This is a genomic window from Marinitoga arctica, from assembly GCF_054657315.1.
On sequence record NZ_BAAHYY010000037.1, the window covers coordinates 1 to 20,508 of the forward strand.

Sequence of the window (20,508 nt, forward strand, 5' to 3'; positions counted from 1 at the left end):
GATAAAATGAAAAAAGGTGTTTTTATTTTATTTTTTTCTTTTCTTATTTTGTTTATTGGATGTACTCAATTAACATCTTTAAAAACGTATTATATAGAAGGATATTTTAAGGATGATTGGGGTGATGGACAATTACATCCCTGGGGAGGTAAATTTGCTGTACTTGCTTTAAATAAAAGTGGAGAAATGGAAGGTTATGATATTGCTAATGATCAAGAAACTACTGATGATTATTTTAAAATTGAAAATCTTCCTCAAGGTGAATATACTTTAATAGTATATACTGAAGCTAACAATAATATTGATGACAACAATATAAAATTGCTATTAGAAAACACTCCAGATGCAACAAAACATATTATTTTAACAAAAAATGTGAACATTACAATACTTTTTGGCGAAAATGATTAGGGGGGATAAAAATGCCAGAATTTGCAAATCCATTTTCAGTGTTAAAAAACGATAGAAAGTTAACAGATGAAGAATTAATTAGGGCTATTCGTTATATGATTGCCGCTGAGTATGAAGCTGTTCAACTATATATGCAATTGGCAGAATCAACAGATAATAAATTAGCAAAAGAGGTTTTAATCGATATTGCTAATGAGGAGAAAGTTCATGCAGGAGAATTTCTGCGTTTATTAAAAGAACTCGACCCAGAGGAAGAAAAATATTATAACGAGGGTGCAAAAGAAGTAGAAGAAGAAATTGAAAAAATAAAAGAAGAAAATGTTTAAAAAAATTTTTTTAAACCGGTATCATTTTGATACCGGTTTATTATTTGAATTTATATTCATTTATGTTATAATACTTTTTTAGATTGGAGGGGAAATATGAAAGAAAAAGTATATGTTTTTGGTCATCAAAGACCAGATACTGATAGTATAACTGCAGCAATAACTTATTCATATTTGAAAAATCAATTAGATAATTCTAAAGAATATACACCCTATAGATTAGGAGAGATTAATCCTGAAAGTAACTTCGTTTTAAATTATTTTAATATAGCACAGCCAAAAATATTAGAAAATGTTTATATTCAAGTTAAAGATGCGATGATGAATAATGTTATAACTGCTGATGTAAATTCGACTATATATGAAATTGGAAATACAATGTTAGAAAAGCAAATAAAAAGCATTCCACTTATAGATAATGAAAAAAAATTAAAAGGATTAGTCACTGAAAGAGAATTAGCAAATTACTTTTTAAAAGAAATGCAGAATTTTTCTTTAGAGGAAAATCCGCCTAGGGTTAAAGATGCTATTAAAACAATAAATGGAAAATTAATTACTGGTGATGAAAATAAAAAATTAAAAGGATGCCCTATTATTGGTGCTATGACTTCTGAAGAAGTTAGAAAATATATTAATAAAGGTGATGTGTTAATAACAGGAAATAGAAATGATGTTCAAAAAATAGCAATTGAAAAAAAAGTTAGTTGTTTGATTATTACAGGGAATTTCACTCCTGAAAATGATATTATTAAATTAGCAAAAAAAAATAATGTTCCAATTGTTGTTTCGCCACACACTACATATATTACCGGAAGATTGTTAAGACTTAGTACTCATGTTGAAAGAATTATGGAAAAAAATCCACTGACTACATACCCTGAAGAAATTTTAAAAGATTTTGAAGAAGAATTAATGAAAGATAAAAAAGGTGTAGCAGTTGTTATAGATGATAAAAGAAAGGTGAAAGGTGTTTTAACAAGGCATGATTTAATTAGACCTAAATCTAAAAAAGTAATTTTAGTAGATCATTCTGAACGTTCTCAAACTATTGAAGGAATAGATGAGGCTGAAATTTTGGAAATAGTAGATCATCATAGATTAGGCGGTTTAGAAACTGGACTCCCTATAACAGCGCATATTAAACCAGTAGGATCAACCAATACTATTATATGGGATTTATTCAAAAAATATAATATTACACCACCTAAGGAAATAGCTGGATTAATGTTATCAGCAATATTATCAGATACTATGATTTTAAAATCGCCAACATGTACAGAAGAGGATAGAATAGCTGTTGAAGAAATATCAAAAATAATTAATATTGATCCTATTGAATTTGGTATTGAAATGTATAAAGCAAAAACAAATTTAAATGGATTTACTGAGAAAGAAATTCTTTCAATAGATTTAAAAGAGTCAAAATTAAGTCGTGGGGTTATAGCAGTATCTCAAATTGAAGTAATTGATCCAAGTGATATTTTAAATAAAAAAGATAAAATTTTAGATGCTATGGAAAAAATATCGAGTGAAAGAAATTATTTACTTTTTTTATTTTTATTAACTGATGTTTTAAAAGAAGGATCATATATTTTTGTAGCAGGTCAGTATAAATTGGCGGAAAAAATATTTAAAAAAGATTTTGGAAATAAAGTAGTTTTTTTTAATGGAATAGTTTCAAGAAAAAAACAAATAATGCCACATATAATTAGAAATTTATAAACAATTATATTCCCCTTAAATAAAGGGGAATTTTTTATATTTTTTCTAATAATTTGATTTATTTTATATAAATAAGATAAAAAAACTCTATATTTAAGATAACGTAAAGATACAATTAAAGAGAATAAAATACTGATTTTTTTCAAATTTATATATTTTTTTGAATATTAGCATTTACAATTAATTACACAATATTATTCTTAATAAACAGATAAAATCTCTATTTTTATAATTAGAGTTTTTGTATTATAATAATATTAGAATTTTCTAATATTCTTTTTCCATTAAATTTTATAAGGGAGATGATATTATTGGATGAATGCAAATTAATATCTAATATTTTTAAATCCTTATCCCATCCAATTAGATTAAGAATTGTAAAGTTGTTGAATGAAAAAAAACTATCGGTTTTAGAAATTACAGAAAAATTAGGCACCAGTCAATCAAGTATATCGCAACATTTAAAAATTTTAGAAGAAAATGGAATAATTATAAAAGAAAAAAAAGGAAATATCGTATATTGTAAATTAAAGCATAAGTTAGTGTTAGAGCTTTTATCTGATGGAAAAAGAATAATTTCACAAGAATTAAATGAAGCAAATAATATAATAAAAAATGCATAATCTATTATATGTGAATAAATATTAATCAAATTAAAGATTTTTTTCACAAATATATTTAAAGGAGGGAGTATTTTGAAAAAGTATATTTCAACTTTTCTAACCTTATGGGCAATTTGTGTTGCTCTGACAGGGTTTAGTACTCCAGAAATTCTTACTGGTTTGCTAGTTTCTATTATTTTATCTGGAGTAATATCAAAAGTTGTTGATTACTCTTTTGATTTTACTTTGATTCCAAAATTGTTTAAGTTTGTATTTATCTATGTGCCTGTTTTTATCATAGAAATGATAAAAGCTAATTTTGATGTTGCATCAAGAGTTTTAAATCCTTCATTACCTTTAAATCCTGGATTTGTTAAAATCCCTACAAAATTAAAAGGAAATGTTGGAAAATTAACATTAGCAAATTCTATTACATTGACTCCGGGGACATTGTCAATTGATGCAGACGATGATAATATTTATATTCACTGGATTGATGTAAAAGGCGAAACTCCCGAAGAATATCAAAAATATGTTTCTGGAAAATTTGAGAAACTATTGGGAGGGATTTATAAATGAATATTTTTATAGGAATTTTAATTACATTTGGTGCCCTTTTTTCAGTGTTAAGACTTATATTTGGTCCAACAACTCCTGATAGAGTAGTTGCTGTAGATACTTTAAATGTTATTATTACAGGTTCAATTGTTTTCCTAGCTTATGTATTTAAAAGTGATTTATATTTGGATATAGCATTAGTATATGGGGCATTATCTTTCTTGGAAACTGTTGTAATTGCCCGTTATTTGGAGGGGAAAAAATGATTACTATAGGATATATTTTGATGATAATAGGTGCTCTTTTTTATGTTTTAGGCGGATTAGGACTTATTAGAATGCCTGATGTATATAATAGACTTCAAGCTGCTACTAAAGCAACAACTTTGGGGACATTCTCTTTAGTTTTGGGTGTTGGAATTGCACAACCACAATGGTTTATAAAAACATTATTAATAGTAATCTTTTTAACTATTACAAATCCTGTTGGAAGTTCTGTTTTAGCAAAAGCTTCTTATATTTACGGCATAAAACCTTTTAAATTAGTAAAAAATGAATTAGATGAACTCTACAAAAGTAGAGGTGATGAAAATGCAAATAATTGAAATAGTAGTAGGTATTATTTTACTTGTATTTGGTTTTTTAGCTATTGAATCTAAAAAAATTATAAATTCTGTTATTTATTTATCTATTTTAAGTATGTTAGCTGTTATATCTTTTGTTTTTATGAAAGCTCCTGATGTTGCTATTACTGAAGCAGTTATAGGTTCAGGTTTAGTAACCGCAATATTTATATTTACCCTTTTTTCGATAAAAAAGGTGGGTGATAAAAAATGATGAAAAAAATAATTGCAGGATTATTAGTTTTAGTTTTAGCATTATTTATTTATACAAATTTATATTCATCTGGAGAAGGAAAATTATTTCCTAAATTTGGAGAAGTTGTATTAAAAGAAAGGGTTTCTAATAATTTTGTAAATAAAAATGTAAATGATGATAAAGGAGAAATTATTTATAAAGAAACTAAAGATGCAGAAAGTGGTTCTGCTAATATGGTTACTTCTATAGTTGTAAATTATAGATCTTTTGATACTTTAGGAGAAGTTACTGTATTATTTGTTTCTGCTTTAGGTGTAGGATTATTACTAAGTGGAAAATCAAGAATGAAATTTAAAACGCCTCCAAATTTTATTTTAAAATCTTCAGTTAGAATAATAGTTGGAATTATTTTAATTACAGGTATATACATATTTATACATGGTCATTTAACTCCTGGTGGAGGATTTCCAGGTGGTTCTATGATAGCATCTGCAGTTTTATTATTATACATTTCAGATGATGAATTTAGAACAAAAGTTAAATCATTTAAATTTTTGGAAGGTACAGCTGGAAGTTTGTATTTAATTTTTGGTTTATTAGGATTAACGATGGGTGGTTATTTCTTATATAATTTCTTACCAACTGGTGTTGTGGGAGATTTATTTAGTGCTGGAATAGTTCCAATTATTTATATTTTTGTAGGATTAAAAGTAGGATCTGAGCTTTCTAATTTAATCTCAGATTTTCTCTCAGAGGAGGGGAAATAAATGATACAATATTTATTTATAGGTTTAATATTGATAGGAATATATGGTTTATTAACTCAAAAAAATCTAATTAAATTAGTTGTTGCTTTAAATGTTTTAGAAATTGGAGTTAATTTATTTATCGTTTCTACTGGATATGTTAACGATGGTGTTGCTCCTATTTTATTTAAAAATGTAACTTCTTCAAATTCAACATTTGTTGATCCATTACCACAAGCTTTAGTTTTAACAGCTATAGTTATAGGTGTTGGGGTTACTGCATTGGCTTTAACAATTGTAAGAAAAATTTATGAAAAGTATGGTACTTTAGAATTAGACGAGATGGGGAGTGAAAGCAATGATTAATCCTGTCTTATTAATAGCGATTCCATTACTATTTGCATTTTTATCAGTTATGTTTAAAAGTGTTGATAAATGGTTGTTATTAATAGCTACATTATTTAATGTTATAGGTGCATTTTTATTAAAAGAAACAGAAGTTATTATTGGTGGATGGAAACCTCCTTTTGGTATTAATTTAGTAGCAGATCAATATTCTATTTTCGGATTAATTATTTTAAATATTGTATTTGCAGCTTCTGTAATTACATCATTTTCATCAATAAAAAAATATTCAACTGTACTATTAGTTTCATTAGCTTCCTTGAACGGAATGATGTTAACTGGAGATTTATTTAATTTATTTGTATTTTTGGAAATTGCATCAATTTCAGCATATATAATGTCAACAATGACAAAAAATTTTAAAGGAACATTTAACTACATAATCTTAGGAGCTTTTGGCTCAAATCTTTATTTATTAGGAATTATAGTTCTTTATGCTACAGTAGGAACATTAAACATGGCTGATATGGCTTCAAAAATTAGCCTTGTAAATAATAATGTATTATTATTAGCAGTAACATTTATATTTGCCGGATTTGCTGTAGAAGCTAAACTAATGCCATTCAACGGTTGGGTAAAAATGGTATATGGAAATGTTAATGATTTAAATGGTGGAATCTTTGCTTCTGCATATGCAACAGCTGCTATTATGATGTTTGGAAGAATGTTTACAAATATATTTGTAGTAGATGGAACATTGAAAACATTCTTACTAACAATTACAGTGTTAACATTTGTATTTGGAGAAATTGCAGCTTTTGCACAAAAGAATGTAAGGAGTATTCTTGCATTTTCAAGTATAGGACAGGCTGGTTTAATAGCTACATTATTCTTAGCTGGAATTACAGGCGGAGCAATGATGCAAGTTGCAAATAATGCTTTTGCTAAATTATTAATGTTCACAATTGCAGGAGCAATGTACATTTATGCTGGTACAGATAATGTAGATAAATTACAAGGTTTATTTAAAAAACATAAATTAATAGGTTTCGGATTTTCAGTAGCAGCACTTTCTTTAGTTGGATTACCATTATTCTATGGTTTTTATGTAAAAATATTTACATTAACAAATCTATTCAAATTAAATAATTTTTGGATTCCTGCATTAATACTATTTGCAAGTTTAATTGAAGGTATTTACTTCATTAGAATGCTAGTTAAATTATGGAATCCTGGAGAAGAAGGAAAAGAATCAAAAGAAGAATTTACAACAAAATTATTTTTGGAAAATACATTTGCTTATACAATATTAGCAGTAGCGGTAGGATTATTTATTCTTTATATTAGTTATAATCCAGAATTTATAACTCAAGGTATAAGTAATTACCTTTCCAATATACCGGGAGGGATGTGAAATGGCTTTGAATACTTTAATATTATTTATATTATTAGGCGGTTTAGTAACATACTTTGTAAGCAGAGTGAATTCTAAAGCTGGTGCATGGTTAACAATTATAATATCACTAGTTTCGTTATTTGTAATTTATACTCTAAAAGATTCTTCAGGAGATATATTTAATATATTCAATTATGGAAATTATTCATTAAATTTAATCACTTCAAATTATGCATGGTTTTTCTCAATTGTTATGGTTATAGTTTACTCTATGGTTTCATTTTTTAATCTATATTGGATGGAAAAACTTATACACCCATCAGCTTATAATTTGTTTTATTTGTTATCATTAGGCGGAACAATTGGTGTATTTTATGCAAAAGACTTTTTAACATTATTCATTTTTTGGGAATTAGTTGTTTGGTCTTCAATGTTTATAATTCCTTTAGGAAAATCAAGAAGAGCTACAGTTGTGTATTACGGAATTAGTACAATTGGTTCTTTTTCAATGTTATATGCAATTTTAATGTTAAATGTAAAATTTGGCACATTTGATATAGGAACAAATATACAGAACATGTCAAATGATCCAAAATTTGCATCATTATTTTTCTTCTTAATAGTAATGGCAGGACTAACCAAATTAGGTATTTTCCCATTTTATACATGGTTGCCTATAGCTCATGGAAATGCACCACATACATTTTCTCCAGTATTATCTGGTGGTCTTGTAAAAATGGGTGGTTTTATTGCATTCTTAATGACTGCAGTGTTACCAACAGCAAAAGTATTTAGTAATCATTTACATATAATAAATAACCCTTATGAAAATTATATACTAATGATTCTTGGAGCTATAAGTATTATTATTGGAACATTAATGGCAATTAAGCAAGATGATGCAAAAAAACTTATTGCATATTCAACTGTAAGTAATAGTGGTTACATTTTAATTGGTTTAGCAATGGTTGATCAAACAGGGTTTGCTGGCGGTATGATGCATGTATTTAACCATGCTATGGCTTCAGCTGCTATGTTTTTATCTTTTGCAGCAGTCGCATATAGAACAGGTACTACAAAAATTTCTGAACTTGGGGGTTTAATAAAGAAAATGCCAGTTACATTTGCAGTTTATTTAATAGCAATTATTTCATTAGCTGGTATTCCTCCAATGAGTGGTTTTGCTTCAAAATGGTTAATATTCCAAGGGTTAATTAGAAAAGGAAATATGTTTATAGCTTTTGCAACATTTTTTGGTAGTGTTGGATCATTTATGTATGTATTTAGGCCTTTAGCAGGAGCATTTTTAGGTCAATTATCTCCTAAACATAAAGATGTAAAAGAGGTTCCTTTTTTAATGCAATTACCAATGATAATTATTTCAGGTTTAACAATATTATATGGTGTATATCCAGGATTGATGTTAAAATATATTGCTAAAATTCAAGAAACATTAGGTATTAAATTCTTAGAAATAGAAGGATTTAAGATTATTACTCCAAATGGTATGTGGGACTCTTGGATTGTAACATGGGTATTTGCTATAGGATTTGTTATTGCCGCTATATTGTATTTTATATTACCAAAATCAAAATCAGTAGATTTAATGGATACATATACTTCAGCAGAATTTATACATAATCCAGATTTATATCATTACTCGTCAAATTATTATGCCCCATTTGAAAGATTATATAAAAATCATCCTTCAGTGGAAAAATTTTATGAGTCAATTGCGTTAAGAATAAAGGAATTAGGTCAATTAGTAAAAACATGGTTCTTTAATGAAAATCCTGCATTTACAGTTTTTTGGATTTCAATTGTAATAACTGCTATATTTATGTGGGGTGATAAAATATGAGTACATTTTTAATGGCTACACTATTAGTATTATTAGCTTTTTTCTGGCAACTAACTTTAGCGGGTATTCAAAGAAAAGTTACTGCTAGAATTCATAGAAGGATTGGTTCACCTTGGTATCAAAATTTTATTGATATATTTAAAGCTTGGAGCAAGAGTTCAATTTCTCATGGTTTTATATATGATTTTGGTGTAATGATGGCTTTGGGTGGAACGATAGCTACTTTGATATTTGTTCCTGCAGGCAATTTAGTAGTTTTTAATAAATTAGATAATTTTTTTGTTATAGTTTATTTATTAGCAGTTGGTTCGTTGGGTATGGCTATGAGTGCAGTTGGTTCTGGTAATCCATGGGCAAGTATAGGGGTTATGAGGGCATTAACACAAATGTTAGCATATGAGGTTCCATTTATAATGACTGTATTTGGTATTATATATGCAAACAAAACGGCTTCTATTCATATGATAGCCCAAGCTCAACAAGGAATGGGTATTTTAGGTTGGAATATGTTTAGAATGCCATTGGGTGTAATTGTTGGATTTATATCTTTAATGGGTATGTTAGGTAAAAAACCTTATGATGCGCCTATAGCACCTGCAGAAATTGCATCTGGTCCATTAGTTGAATATAGTGGAAAACATTTAGGTATGTTGATGTTACAACATGAGTTTGCTACTTTTATTGAAGTTGGTTTGTTTGTTAATTTATTCTTAGGTGGAGGAACATTAATAGCTTTCTTAATAAAATATTTCATAGTATATATGTTAGCAACAATGATAGCTACTGTAGTTGCAAGATTTAAAATAGATCAATTAGTTGTGTTTTATTATAAAGTTCCATTAGCATTAGCTTTAATTCAAACAGCAATTGTAATATTCACCGGTTTGGGGGTGAGCATATGGCTTTAAATGAAAATGAAAAAATAAATGAAATAGATGTAAATGAATTAGATTGCAGAGATACATTGACTTTTTGGGAAAAATTTGGAAATATTTTCAGGAGCAAATCAATTTGGATGTTGCATTATTGTACAGGTTGTGGTGCTATGGAATTACCTCCTACAATGACATCTAGATTTGATATGGAAAGAATTGGTATGGCTCCAATGGCTACACCTAGACAAGCTGATGTATTATTGGTAACAGGATATTTAAGTGTGAAAACCTTAAGAAGAGTTATATATACTTATGAACAAATGCAAAATCCAAAGTATTTGGTGGGATTTGGTTCATGTACTCTAAATGGTGGAGTTTATTATGACTCATATGCAGTTATTTCAAGATTGGATTATTACTTACCTGTTGATTTATATATAGCAGGTTGTATGCCAAGACCTGAGGCTGTAATGAGTGGATTTAAAAAATTAATGGATATGATAAAAAAAGGTGAAGCTTTAGGATGGAAAAGATATGAAAAATATTATGATTGGTATAAAAAGAACCAGGTTCGTGCCCTTGGGGAGGTGTATGTAAAAGATGAATTCCATGAATAATATAATTGAAGATATAAAATTAAAATTTAATCCTGAAAATGCTGAAATAGTGAACAAAAACCAAGTTGCAATAGATTTGAAAAACGAAGAAGTACATTCAGTTTTATCATATTTAAAATCTCTAGGTTGGAAACAATTAACTTTATTAACTTGTGTTGATTTTATTAAAGAAAATAAATTTCAACTTGTATACATATTAATGAATTGGGAAAATGCAATAACATTACAAATAAGAACTAAAATTGATAGGGATAATCCACAATTTAGAACAGTAACAAATATTTATCCTGGTGCAGAATTTTATGAAAGAGACGTTCATGAATTTTTTGGTGTAGAATTCGAAGGAAATGAAAAAGCTGATAAACCTTTGTTCTTAGAATTATGGGATGATTTACCACCATTAAGAAAAGATTTTGATCCATTAGAATATTCAAAGAAAAAATTTGATGTTAGAGAATATAAAGTTGATTTCATTCCGAAAGAAGGTGAAACTGAATGAAAAGAGAAGTAAAACTTTTTTTAGGTCCTAATCATCCTGGTATGCATGGTAATTTTAGTGTTCACCTTTATGTTGATGGAGATATTGTTGAAAAAGCTAGACCAGTTCCTGGAATGCTCCATCGAGGATTTGAAAAATTAATGGAAAGAAGATTGTGGATGAATAATCTTGCATTAATACCAAGAATTTGTGTTCCTGAACCTGATATAAACGAAATGGTTTATGCAATGGGAGTAGAAACATTAGCTAATGTTGATGTTCCTGAAAGAGCACATTGGATAAGAATGATTATTTTAGAATTAGCAAGAATTGCAAATCATTTAATGTCTTTAGGTGGAATAGGTGGTCCAACTGGATTGTATACAGGACCTAATTGGGCAATAGCGGATAGAGATTTAATTCTTGATATATTTGAGGAAATTACTGGAGCAAGAATATATCATATGTATATTGTTCCAGGTGGAGTTAGAAAAGATCTTCCTCAAGGTATAGAAAAGAAAATAGAGAGTTTCTTAGATTATTTAGAGAATAGGTTACCAGAATATGAAGATTTAATATTAAAAAATCCAATGGTTCAAGCAAGAACAGTAGATAATATTATTCTTCCTGAAGAGGTATGTTGGGAATTAGGAGTTACTGGTATAGGATTGAGGTCTTCGTCTGGAAAACCTTATGATATAAGAAAAGTTGATCCATATGCTAGATACGACGAAGTGGAATTTGAAGTACCAACTGCAACATACTCTGATGCATATACCAGGTTAACAATAAAATATAAAGAAATACAACAAAGTATTAAAATAATTAGACAAGTATTAGATAAAATGCCTAAAGAGGGTCCTGTAAGAGTTAGTTTTTCAAGAGGTAGTGCATTAAGATGGAGAGTGCCTAAAGGACAAGTATTTAGTCACATTGAGTGTGCACGTGGCGAATATGGTTATTATATAGTTTCTGATGGTTCAAATATGCCATATAGAATAGCTGTTAGAGGAGCTTCATACCCACAGGGATTATTAGGAATTGAAAAATATTTACCTGGTACAAGAATAGATGATGTAGCTATTTGGTTAGATACAATGGGAGTATGTGCTCCAGAAATTGATAGGTAGGTGAGGTGAGAAAATGTCTGAAATAAATAAAAGCTTCTTTTCACCAGCAAAAGCTTGGAAATATTTAACAAAGAAACCGGTAACTTTACCTTTAGATGATATTATAAAGAATCCAAGAGAAGCTGCAGATAATTATAGAGGTTTTCATACAAATGATTGGGAAAAATGTATTGGTTGTGGAACATGTTCTAAAATATGTCCTGCTGAAGCTATAAATATGATAAAAATTCCTGAATTACCAGATGAGGAAGGCTCAAAACCAGAAAGACCTGCATTTGATTATGGGAGATGTACTTTCTGTGGTTTATGTGTTGATATATGTACAACAGGTTCATTAAATATGTCAAAAGAATATATACATCTATCAAAAGATCCAAATACATTCTTTTTCTTACCAAAAGAAGATGGAATTCATCATATAGAAGTTGAAAAAGCATATCAAAGAACAGAAGATTCTGAATTACTTGATCTTGAAAGAGTTCCAATGGAAATTCTTGATGCTGATACTAGGAAAAAAACATTTCTTGAAGTAGTAAAAGGCTTTTCGAAACAACAAGCAATAGAAGAAGCAGCAAGATGTGTTGACTGTGGAATTTGTACAAAAACATGTCCTGCACATATGGATATTCCAGATTATATTAGAACAGTATATGATGATAATGTTGAAGAAGGATTAAGATGGTTATATAAAACAAATCCATTACCATTAGTTTGTGGTAAAATGTGTACTCATAGATGTGAGACTGCATGTACTATTGGGCATAGAGGAGAAGCTGTGTCTATAAGATGGTTAAAAAGATATATAGTTGATCAAATTCCAGCAGAAGAATATCATGATGTTTTAAAACATGATCAACAAATTATTAAGAAAACAGATAAAAATGTTGCTATTGTAGGTGGAGGTCCTGCAGGTTTATCAGCTGCATATTATTTGATATTAATGGGCTATAAAGTTACAGTGTTTGAAGCTGAAAAAAGACCTGGTGGTGTTTTAAATTATGGTGGACCAACATATAGATTACCACTTGAGTCATTTGAAAAAGATTGGAAGTATATAGAATCATTAGGAGTAGAATTTAGATTTAATACAAAAGTTGGAGTAGATGTAACATTAGAAGAATTGAAGGATAATTATGATGCAGTATTTTTATCTACTGGTTTTACATTAGGTAGATCAACTGGCGTTCCTGGAACAGAGCATCCTATGGTAAAACAAGCTATGGTTGTATTAAAAGAAATGAAATATTATATAATTGGAGATGGACCAAAGCCATATATTCCTAAAAAATTAGTTGTTATTGGTGGAGGAAATGTTGCTATGGATGTGGCTAGAACAATGGTAAGATTACAAAATATAGAATATGGTAAGTCAGAAGTTCATGTTGTAAGTTTGGAAAGAACATTAGATGAAATGCCTGCTGATTGGGATGAAAAACATGAAGGTGGAGAAGAAGGAGTAATCTTCCATCCAGGTTGGGGACCTATTGAAATAACAACAGATAGTGATAAAGTTAAAAAGGTTAGATTTAAAAAAGTTTTGTCTATATTTGATGAAAACAGAAGATTTAATCCAAAATATGATGAATCACAAGTTTTAGAATTAGAAGCTGATTTAGTTGTTGAAGCAATTGGTCAAATGCCTGATTATTCTTATTTACCAGAAGATATTAAAGAAAAAGTAACTATTGAAAGAGGACGACTAAAGACTGATGAATACAATCATGTTATAGGAGTTCCTTGGTTGTTTGCTGGTGGAGATATAGTTCATGGTCCAGATATAATTCATGGTATTGCAGATGGTCATAAGGCTGCTCAGGGAATAGATTTTTATTTAACAGGTTATGATAAAGATAAAAAATAAAGTTTAAAATAAAAAAGGTGAGGGATCCCCTTCACCTTTTTTATTTTATAATATTTCGTATAGTGGTATCTAGAGAAGTACTTAGAGAAAATGTAACTGTATCTAGATTTGATTTTGGATAGTAATAATAATTAAATTCTAAATTTATAGGTATATTTTGATCTAAAAGAAGATAGATTTCCGGTGAAATTACACAAGATAGTCCAAAAAGATTATCATAGTCTACATTTTTATAAATTAAGTTTAATGTTATATCAGTATCTCCTATAGAAAATAAATTATAAAAATTTGTTCTTTTATTGGAATTATCAGAAAAATTTAGTAGTTCTAGGTTTACACCTAAAATTTGCTTTGCTGAATTTAAGCTATCTAATAATTCATCATTTTCCTTGATTAATGAAACTTTTCCATATAATGGATTAAACACGTAGTTATTTGAATAATCCAATTCTATACTAAATGAATTCAATATTGGAGAGTAATTATCGAAAAAATAAGCTGTATTAAATGAAAAAGCATGGATATTGTTATTTAAACTATTCATAAAATAATATTGACCTGTAAAATATAATCCTAAATTATATAAATTTTCAAATATTATATAAGGACTTAAATAATAATTGTTAGAATCTAAGAATTGTCCATCAACTCCCAAATGTGTTGTTGAAGCAATAACTTTTGATGATTGGCCTATATCCAATTCATTTGGAATAGATAACATAAAATTACCATTTAAATCCTGTATATCAAAATAATAACTTTTCAAATAATTAAGCTCTAAGATTGTCCAAGGATTAGGATTTAAGTTTAAATTAGTAGTTAATCCAATATCAATTAAATTATAATTACTTGAAAATGTAGAATATTGGCCTAAATCAATATTATAATATGGATATTTTTCAAAGGATAAAGAAACAAATTGTGTTGAATAATTATTTGTATATTTGAAATCTCCTTTTAAATTAAATTCATATGCATCATACTTAGAATTATTAGAGTTAATTATATTACTACTAATTTGAATTGGGAAATGATTATTATGTCTTTCTATATCAAAAGTATGCATATCAGGGTCTAAGTCTATTATCATTGGTTGTATATATTCTAATTCAATATTTTTAGTTGTTATAAATTCTTTCGTTCCATCATCAGTTATAATTCTAACTTTTGTTGGGATTTTCATATTATCTAAATCAATTAAAATTTTCTTTTTATTATTTGATAATTTTATAGATGCATCAAAATTTTTTGGATTTTCAAAAAGATCATATAAAATATCTTTTTCTACGTATTTTGAAAGGAAATCCAAGAAATCTTTTTTAGATGGTGTTTTATCTCTATAATAATGATAATATTCTGATAATATTTTTATCATTTTATTTCTTGTTAAATAATCTTCTAATGAAAATAATGCTCTTTTCCCTTTATTATAATAAATGTATGAAGTAAAATTTGCAGGGATTTTAGTAATATCATCTGTTATTGCATTTTTAATATTATAATAACCTAAATTAAAAATTGCTGACTGATCTAGTTCTGAAAAATTTTTTACAATATTAGTAGAAATGCTTTTTACCAATAGGTCAGGTAAAAAAACATTGTATAATTTATCATCACCATATCTTTCATACATTGAAATATGAGCAGCATAATCAGCTAATGATTCGCTCATAAAATTGTTGTTAGCAAAATCTACTCCAACGCCTATTCCAAACCACATATGGGCTAATTCATGAGATACAACATAAAACGTTAGTGGTTCAAATAAACCTGGTAATATTAAATCAGCTGTAGTAAAAAAACCATCTCCTAGCAAGAACATGCCATCAGCAGCCATTCCATATATTCCTGGATAAGGATCTTGAACAACATTTATTTTTTTATATTTTAATTCGCCAAAATTTTTTGTGTGCAATTCTAATGTTTTTATTACATGTGTAACCATAATAGCCGCTCTTTGTTCTTGACCTTTTCTAAACCAAATATTAATTTCATAATTTTTTGTATTTAATGTAAGTTTTTTATATGAATTTTTATTTACTAATACTAAAGGCATAGATCTATATTTTCCATATGAATGGTATTCCTCGTCATTATATATGCCTGAAATTATGGGGATAAAGTTTTTGTTTAAATTTTCAAATTTTATCGAAACATTATGTGAAGGAAGTAAATAATCTGTATTTTTATTAATAATTATTGGATACCATCCAAATCTCCATATTAATATATCATCAAAAACAACATTATCAGGTGCATTTCCATCAATTAAATACGTCTTAAATTTTATTATTAATGTTTTTTCTTTTGAATTTACCTTTAAAAGGGAATTTTTTATTTGATAATCTCTAAATTTTTTTGATGGATAGTCTTCTATAGTATAATCTAAATAATTATTATTTTCATCTTTAACTTCTAAAATTTCAATTTTAGATTTTACCTTTGATTCAAATAATGCGTTTATATAAGGATTATCTTTACTTTCTAAGTTAGGAAATAAAGCAAAATATGGATCTTCATTATTTGAAAGATGTACTTTTAAGGTGCCGTATATAACTTTTAAATTTTCTACATACCTAACGGTTAACTCATAATTTGCTGCAAATATTGAATAAGAAAATAATATAAACATTAGTAATATATATTTTTTCACTAACATCCCTCCTAAAATTTTTTGATAAAAACAATTGATAAAAACAATTAGTATTATATCATAAACTATATAAATTATGATATAATAATTTACATATAAAGTTAAAAATTACACTAAAAAAGGAGAGAAAAAATGAAATTTTTACATACTTCTGACTGGCATCTAGGGAGAAGACCTGCTGGTGGAATTGGAGAATATTCTAAAATACGTTATGAAGATTACTTTTTAGCTGCTGAATATATTGTTAATAAAGCTATTGAAAATAAAGTAGATATTTTTATTATTGCAGGAGATTTGTTTGATCGTAGTTCATTGTTGCCTGATATATTATTTAAAACGGAAAATATTCTTGAAAAACTTAAAAAATTTGGAATTATAACATTATTAATAGAAGGCAATCATGATAAAATTTATTCTCATGATGATTCCTGGATATTCTATTTAGAAAACAAAGGATTAGTTAAAGTACCAAAATTTGAAAAAAAAGGAGATGACTATAATTTTTTTCCTATAAAGATAGATAATATAAATTTTTACGGGATACCATATCATGGAATACTAATAGATGATATTCTTTTAGAATTGTCGAAAAAATTAAATAAAAATGAAAAAAATATTGTAATTGTACATACTGGAATTGGTGGAAAGTTCATTCCAGGATGTACAAAAAAAGAAATAATAGATTTGTTTAAAGATAAAGTTTTATATATGGCTGGAGGTCATTTGCATACTTATAACGTATATCCTAAAAATGATCCTTATTTTTTTGTTCCAGGATCTCCAGAATATTGGGATTTAAACGAAAATGAAAATAAAGGATATATAATTTTTGATACAGAAATTAAAGAATATAATTTTTATTTGTCAAAAAAAAGAAAACTTACATCTTACGTTTTTGATTCAACAGAAAATATTATAGAAGAAATAAAAAATATTAATGTTGAAAACAATGAAATACTTAAATTAAAAATTACAAATGATTCTAACAAATTAATAGATATTAAGCTAATAGAAGAAATTTTAAAAAGTAAAGGGGCATTAAAAGTAATAACACAGATAAAATATACCATTAATGAAGAATATAACTCTTTTGAAGAGGTTGATACAAAAAGTATAGAAAATAAAGTTATTAAAAAATGGGAAAATATTTTTTCTAAAAATAGCATTGATACAGTGGATTATATAGAAATATTAAAAGACAAAGTTGAAGAAAATGAAAACGAAATTTTTGATGTATTTGATAATTTTTTAAATAAATTAATAGAAGGTGATTTAAATGAAGATAAATAAAATTACCTTAAAAAATTATAGGAATCATATAAATAAAATATTTGAATTTGAAAACGGAATAAATCTTTTATTAGGCAATAACGGAGCTGGGAAAAGCTCTGTTTTTGAGGCCTTGGGTATTGCTCTTTTTGATGTTGAACCAAGAGATAAAAATCTAAAAAATGCTGTAAATAAAGATGCGAAATTTGCAACAATAACTATAGAATTTACTGGAAATGATTTGGTAGATTATATAATTGAAAGAAAAATAGGAAATCAAAGTAAATTCATTTTAAAAGAAAAATATGGAAATATATTATCCGAAAGAAAAGACATAATATTAAAAAAGATCAGCGAATTAACAGGAATTAAAGGTAAAAACGCAAAGGAAATTTTTAAAAATGTTATGAGTGCTTATCAAAACGATCTTGTGAATGTATTCAATTTGAGCCCTTCTCAAAGAAAAGAGTTATTTAATAAAATATTCGATACTGAAATATACGAAAAAATTTCATATTCTCTCTTATTTACAGAAAATAAATATAAAAGTAATTTAGAAAAAATTGAAGAGAGAATCAATGTTTTGGAAGAACATTTATCAGATTATGATGGAATTGAAGAAAAGGCTGATGAAGTTGATAATAAAATTAAAGACTTAAAAGAGAATATTTCAATTCTAAAAAAAACAGAAAAGAGATTGGAGGAAGAAAAAAACAATATTATCATTGAAATAAATAAAATAAAAGAAATAATGCACTTATTTGAAATGCAAAAAACAATACTTAAAAATAATGAAGATAAAAAAATGAATTTAGAAGAACAAATAAAAAATGCTCAAAAGTCAAAGAAAATATTAGAAAAAACAAAAGATGGATATATAATATACATAAATTCTGAAAAACAATTAAACGAGTTAAATAACTCAGAGAAAAAATTAATACAAAAATTTGAAACAAAAAATACGTTGCAAAAAGACTTAATTAAATTAGAAAATGAAAATAACCTAACTAAAGAAAAGGTTAAAAATCTAAGCGAAAATATAGAAAATATAACAAATGATTTGTTTAATAATAAAAACAAGATATTAGAATTAAATAATTTGATTAATTCTTATCAATTGGAATTTGAAAAAATACTAAAAAAAGAGTCAATTTATGCAAAAGAAAGAGTTAAATTTGAAAGTGATTTTAAAGTGTATAATAATATAATTATAAATTTAGATAACATAGAATCTGAATTAGAAAAAGAAAAAGAAATATTAGAATTAAAAAATAGAAACTTAAATCATTTAAATGAATTGGAAAACAAGTATCAAATAATAAAAGAGAAAATTGAAAAAGAGAATAACTTAAAATTAACACTTGAAAAATTGAATATTAAAATAGAAAATCTAAAGAAATCTAAATCGCAACTGTCAAATGGTATTTGTCCCATATTAAATGAGAAATGTTTAAATATTGAAGAAAAAGGTGGAAGTTATAATTACTTTAAAAAATCAATCAGTGAATTGAAAAAAGAGATTAATAAAATAAATAATGAAATAAAAAGTCTCAACAACCCTGAAAAGGAAAAAATAATGTTGGAAGAAAAAAGAAATGAAATAAAAATTAATATAAATACTTATGAACATAAAATAAATGAATTTAATGAAAAAAAACAACTAAAAGAAAAGTTATTAAAACAAAAAAAAGCATTAGAAGAGAGATATACAGATCTTTTTGAAAAAGAAAAATATTTAGAGAAGATTTCAAATAATATAATTTCATCAAAAACAGAAATCAATAACGAAATAAAAAATTTAATGAAGCAGATAAAAGATTTGAAAAAAGAAAATTTTGATTATACCGAAAAAATTCGAAAATTGCAAAACGAGTTAGACCTATTTAAAAAAGAAATAGCAAAAAATATAGAAAAAATAGATAAGTTAAACATTTTGATTAAGGAATATGAAAATATTGATATTGAATTAGAAAATTTAAGAAAGAAAAAAGATGAAATTGAAAAAACTAAAATAAAATATAAAAGAGATTATGAAGAATATATAGAACATAAAAAAACAGCTGAGAATCTTGAAAAATATTCTATAGAATTATCAAAAATTATAAAAAATATAATAAAAATAAAAAACAAAATATTTGAGTTAAATGAAGAAATTAAAAAGCATAAAATTTTAGAAGAATTAGAAAAGGAAAAAACGAATTTAGATTTTAATTTAAAAGAGATTAAAAATTCGTTAATTAATTTAAATTCAGAATATAGTTCTTTTGAAAACGAAAGAAAAAACATATTAAACAGATTAAAAGAAAAACAGGAAAAAATTAAAAAAATAAATACATTAAAAAAAGAAAAAAAAGTTATTGAAAAGAAATACATTCTTACAAAAGAATTTAGAGATAAAATAAAATCTATGGGAAAATATGTAAGCTCGGAATTTACCAATATTATTTCCAATATTGCTACTGAAAATTACAGAAAAATATCGGGTAAAAATGAAGAGATTATCTGGAATTCAGAAAAAGAATATTTAGTTGTTTTAAGAGATCTTATAAAAGGAGATCGGGAATTTTCAATTCTTTCGGGTGGAGAACAAGTTAGTGTTGCTATCTCTATTAGAACAGCTCTAGCAAAATTTTTATCAAAAGCTAATGTGTATATTTTAGATGAACCTACGATCAATCTTGATGAAGAAAGACGTATTATGCTTGCAGAAAATCTCAAAAACATGTTAAATGAGATTGAACAGGTATTTATAGTAACTCACGATGGTACATTCTCAGAAATGGCAGAAAATATAATTAAATTATAAGTTATATTTAATTATTAATCCCAGCATATTTTGC

20 protein-coding genes are annotated in these 20,508 nt (G+C 26.5%); 19 read left to right on the plus strand and 1 reads right to left on the minus strand.

Going from position 1 to position 20,508, the window contains the following annotated elements:
* The 17 genes from ACYQ44_RS09125 to ACYQ44_RS09205 form a co-directional block, all read left to right on the plus strand.
* Window positions 1–411 (plus strand): hypothetical protein (locus ACYQ44_RS09125; RefSeq protein ID WP_459996738.1); only part of this gene is annotated, 411 nt, incomplete at its 5' end.
* Between the two features lie 11 nt (window positions 412–422).
* Complete coding sequence (locus ACYQ44_RS09130) at window positions 423–737, plus strand: ferritin family protein (protein ID WP_459996740.1); 315 nt, start codon at window positions 423–425, stop codon at window positions 735–737.
* A gap of 96 nt (window positions 738–833) precedes the next feature.
* The gene (locus ACYQ44_RS09135) at window positions 834–2,459 is read left to right on the plus strand and encodes a putative manganese-dependent inorganic diphosphatase (RefSeq protein ID WP_459996742.1); all 1,626 of its coding nucleotides are present in this window, start codon (window positions 834–836) and stop codon (window positions 2,457–2,459) included.
* Between the two features lie 302 nt (window positions 2,460–2,761).
* A complete protein-coding gene (locus ACYQ44_RS09140) occupies window positions 2,762–3,082 on the plus strand; it encodes an ArsR/SmtB family transcription factor (RefSeq protein ID WP_459996744.1) in 321 nt (106 codons plus the stop codon).
* A gap of 72 nt (window positions 3,083–3,154) precedes the next feature.
* Window positions 3,155–3,640 (plus strand): Na+/H+ antiporter subunit E, encoded by a 486-nt coding sequence (locus ACYQ44_RS09145; protein ID WP_459996746.1) that lies wholly within the window; start codon window positions 3,155–3,157, stop codon window positions 3,638–3,640.
* Window positions 3,637–3,885: a cation:proton antiporter gene (locus tag ACYQ44_RS09150; RefSeq protein WP_459996748.1), complete on the plus strand. Its 249-nt coding sequence runs from the start codon at window positions 3,637–3,639 to the stop codon at window positions 3,883–3,885. The genes ACYQ44_RS09145 and ACYQ44_RS09150 overlap by 4 nt, the downstream gene beginning before the upstream one ends.
* Entirely contained in the window at window positions 3,882–4,223 is a 342-nt protein-coding gene (gene mnhG, locus ACYQ44_RS09155; protein WP_459996750.1) for a monovalent cation/H(+) antiporter subunit G, read from the plus strand. The genes ACYQ44_RS09150 and mnhG overlap by 4 nt, the downstream gene beginning before the upstream one ends.
* Entirely contained in the window at window positions 4,210–4,455 is a 246-nt protein-coding gene (locus ACYQ44_RS09160) for a Na(+)/H(+) antiporter subunit B (RefSeq protein WP_459996752.1), read from the plus strand. The genes mnhG and ACYQ44_RS09160 overlap by 14 nt, the downstream gene beginning before the upstream one ends.
* Window positions 4,455–5,204: a Na(+)/H(+) antiporter subunit B gene (locus tag ACYQ44_RS09165; RefSeq protein ID WP_459996776.1), complete on the plus strand. Its 750-nt coding sequence runs from the start codon at window positions 4,455–4,457 to the stop codon at window positions 5,202–5,204. Before ACYQ44_RS09160 ends, ACYQ44_RS09165 begins: the two co-directional genes overlap by 1 nt.
* A complete protein-coding gene (locus tag ACYQ44_RS09170) occupies window positions 5,205–5,549 on the plus strand; it encodes a sodium:proton antiporter (RefSeq protein ID WP_459996754.1) in 345 nt (114 codons plus the stop codon).
* Entirely contained in the window at window positions 5,542–6,942 is a 1,401-nt protein-coding gene (locus ACYQ44_RS09175) for a complex I subunit 5 family protein (protein ID WP_459996756.1), read from the plus strand. The genes ACYQ44_RS09170 and ACYQ44_RS09175 overlap by 8 nt, the downstream gene beginning before the upstream one ends.
* A 1-nt stretch (window position 6,943) precedes the next feature.
* Window positions 6,944–8,785, plus strand: coding sequence for a proton-conducting transporter transmembrane domain-containing protein (locus ACYQ44_RS09180; RefSeq protein WP_459996758.1), 1,842 nt, complete (start codon window positions 6,944–6,946; stop codon window positions 8,783–8,785).
* Window positions 8,782–9,693 (plus strand): respiratory chain complex I subunit 1 family protein, encoded by a 912-nt coding sequence (locus ACYQ44_RS09185; RefSeq protein ID WP_459996760.1) that lies wholly within the window; start codon window positions 8,782–8,784, stop codon window positions 9,691–9,693. Before ACYQ44_RS09180 ends, ACYQ44_RS09185 begins: the two co-directional genes overlap by 4 nt.
* Window positions 9,684–10,277, plus strand: a complete 594-nt coding sequence (nuoB, locus tag ACYQ44_RS09190; RefSeq protein ID WP_459996763.1) for an NADH-quinone oxidoreductase subunit NuoB — start codon at window positions 9,684–9,686, stop codon at window positions 10,275–10,277. The genes ACYQ44_RS09185 and nuoB overlap by 10 nt, the downstream gene beginning before the upstream one ends.
* Window positions 10,261–10,776 carry an NADH-quinone oxidoreductase subunit C gene (locus tag ACYQ44_RS09195; protein WP_459996765.1) on the plus strand — a complete coding sequence of 172 codons (516 nt, stop codon included), beginning with the start codon at window positions 10,261–10,263 and terminating at the stop codon, window positions 10,774–10,776. Before nuoB ends, ACYQ44_RS09195 begins: the two co-directional genes overlap by 17 nt.
* Complete coding sequence (locus tag ACYQ44_RS09200) at window positions 10,773–11,885, plus strand: NADH-quinone oxidoreductase subunit D (protein WP_459996767.1); 1,113 nt, start codon at window positions 10,773–10,775, stop codon at window positions 11,883–11,885. Before ACYQ44_RS09195 ends, ACYQ44_RS09200 begins: the two co-directional genes overlap by 4 nt.
* A 13-nt stretch (window positions 11,886–11,898) precedes the next feature.
* On the plus strand, window positions 11,899–13,746 hold the full coding sequence (locus tag ACYQ44_RS09205) for an FAD-dependent oxidoreductase (RefSeq protein WP_459996769.1): 1,848 nt from the start codon (window positions 11,899–11,901) through the stop codon (window positions 13,744–13,746).
* Window positions 13,747–13,786: 40 nt separating this feature from the next.
* Here ACYQ44_RS09205 and ACYQ44_RS09210 read toward each other — a convergent pair whose 3' ends face one another.
* Window positions 13,787–16,399, minus strand: a complete 2,613-nt coding sequence (locus ACYQ44_RS09210) for a M1 family aminopeptidase (protein ID WP_459996771.1) — start codon at window positions 16,397–16,399, stop codon at window positions 13,787–13,789.
* Window positions 16,400–16,531: 132 nt separating this feature from the next.
* Here ACYQ44_RS09210 and ACYQ44_RS09215 point away from each other — a divergent pair, with 132 nt between their 5' ends.
* Both ACYQ44_RS09215 and ACYQ44_RS09220 read left to right on the plus strand, forming a co-directional pair.
* Complete coding sequence (locus tag ACYQ44_RS09215; RefSeq protein WP_459996773.1) at window positions 16,532–17,689, plus strand: metallophosphoesterase family protein; 1,158 nt, start codon at window positions 16,532–16,534, stop codon at window positions 17,687–17,689.
* On the plus strand, window positions 17,676–20,474 hold the full coding sequence (locus tag ACYQ44_RS09220; protein WP_459996775.1) for an AAA family ATPase: 2,799 nt from the start codon (window positions 17,676–17,678) through the stop codon (window positions 20,472–20,474). The genes ACYQ44_RS09215 and ACYQ44_RS09220 overlap by 14 nt, the downstream gene beginning before the upstream one ends.
* Window positions 20,475–20,508: the final 34 nt, after the last annotated feature.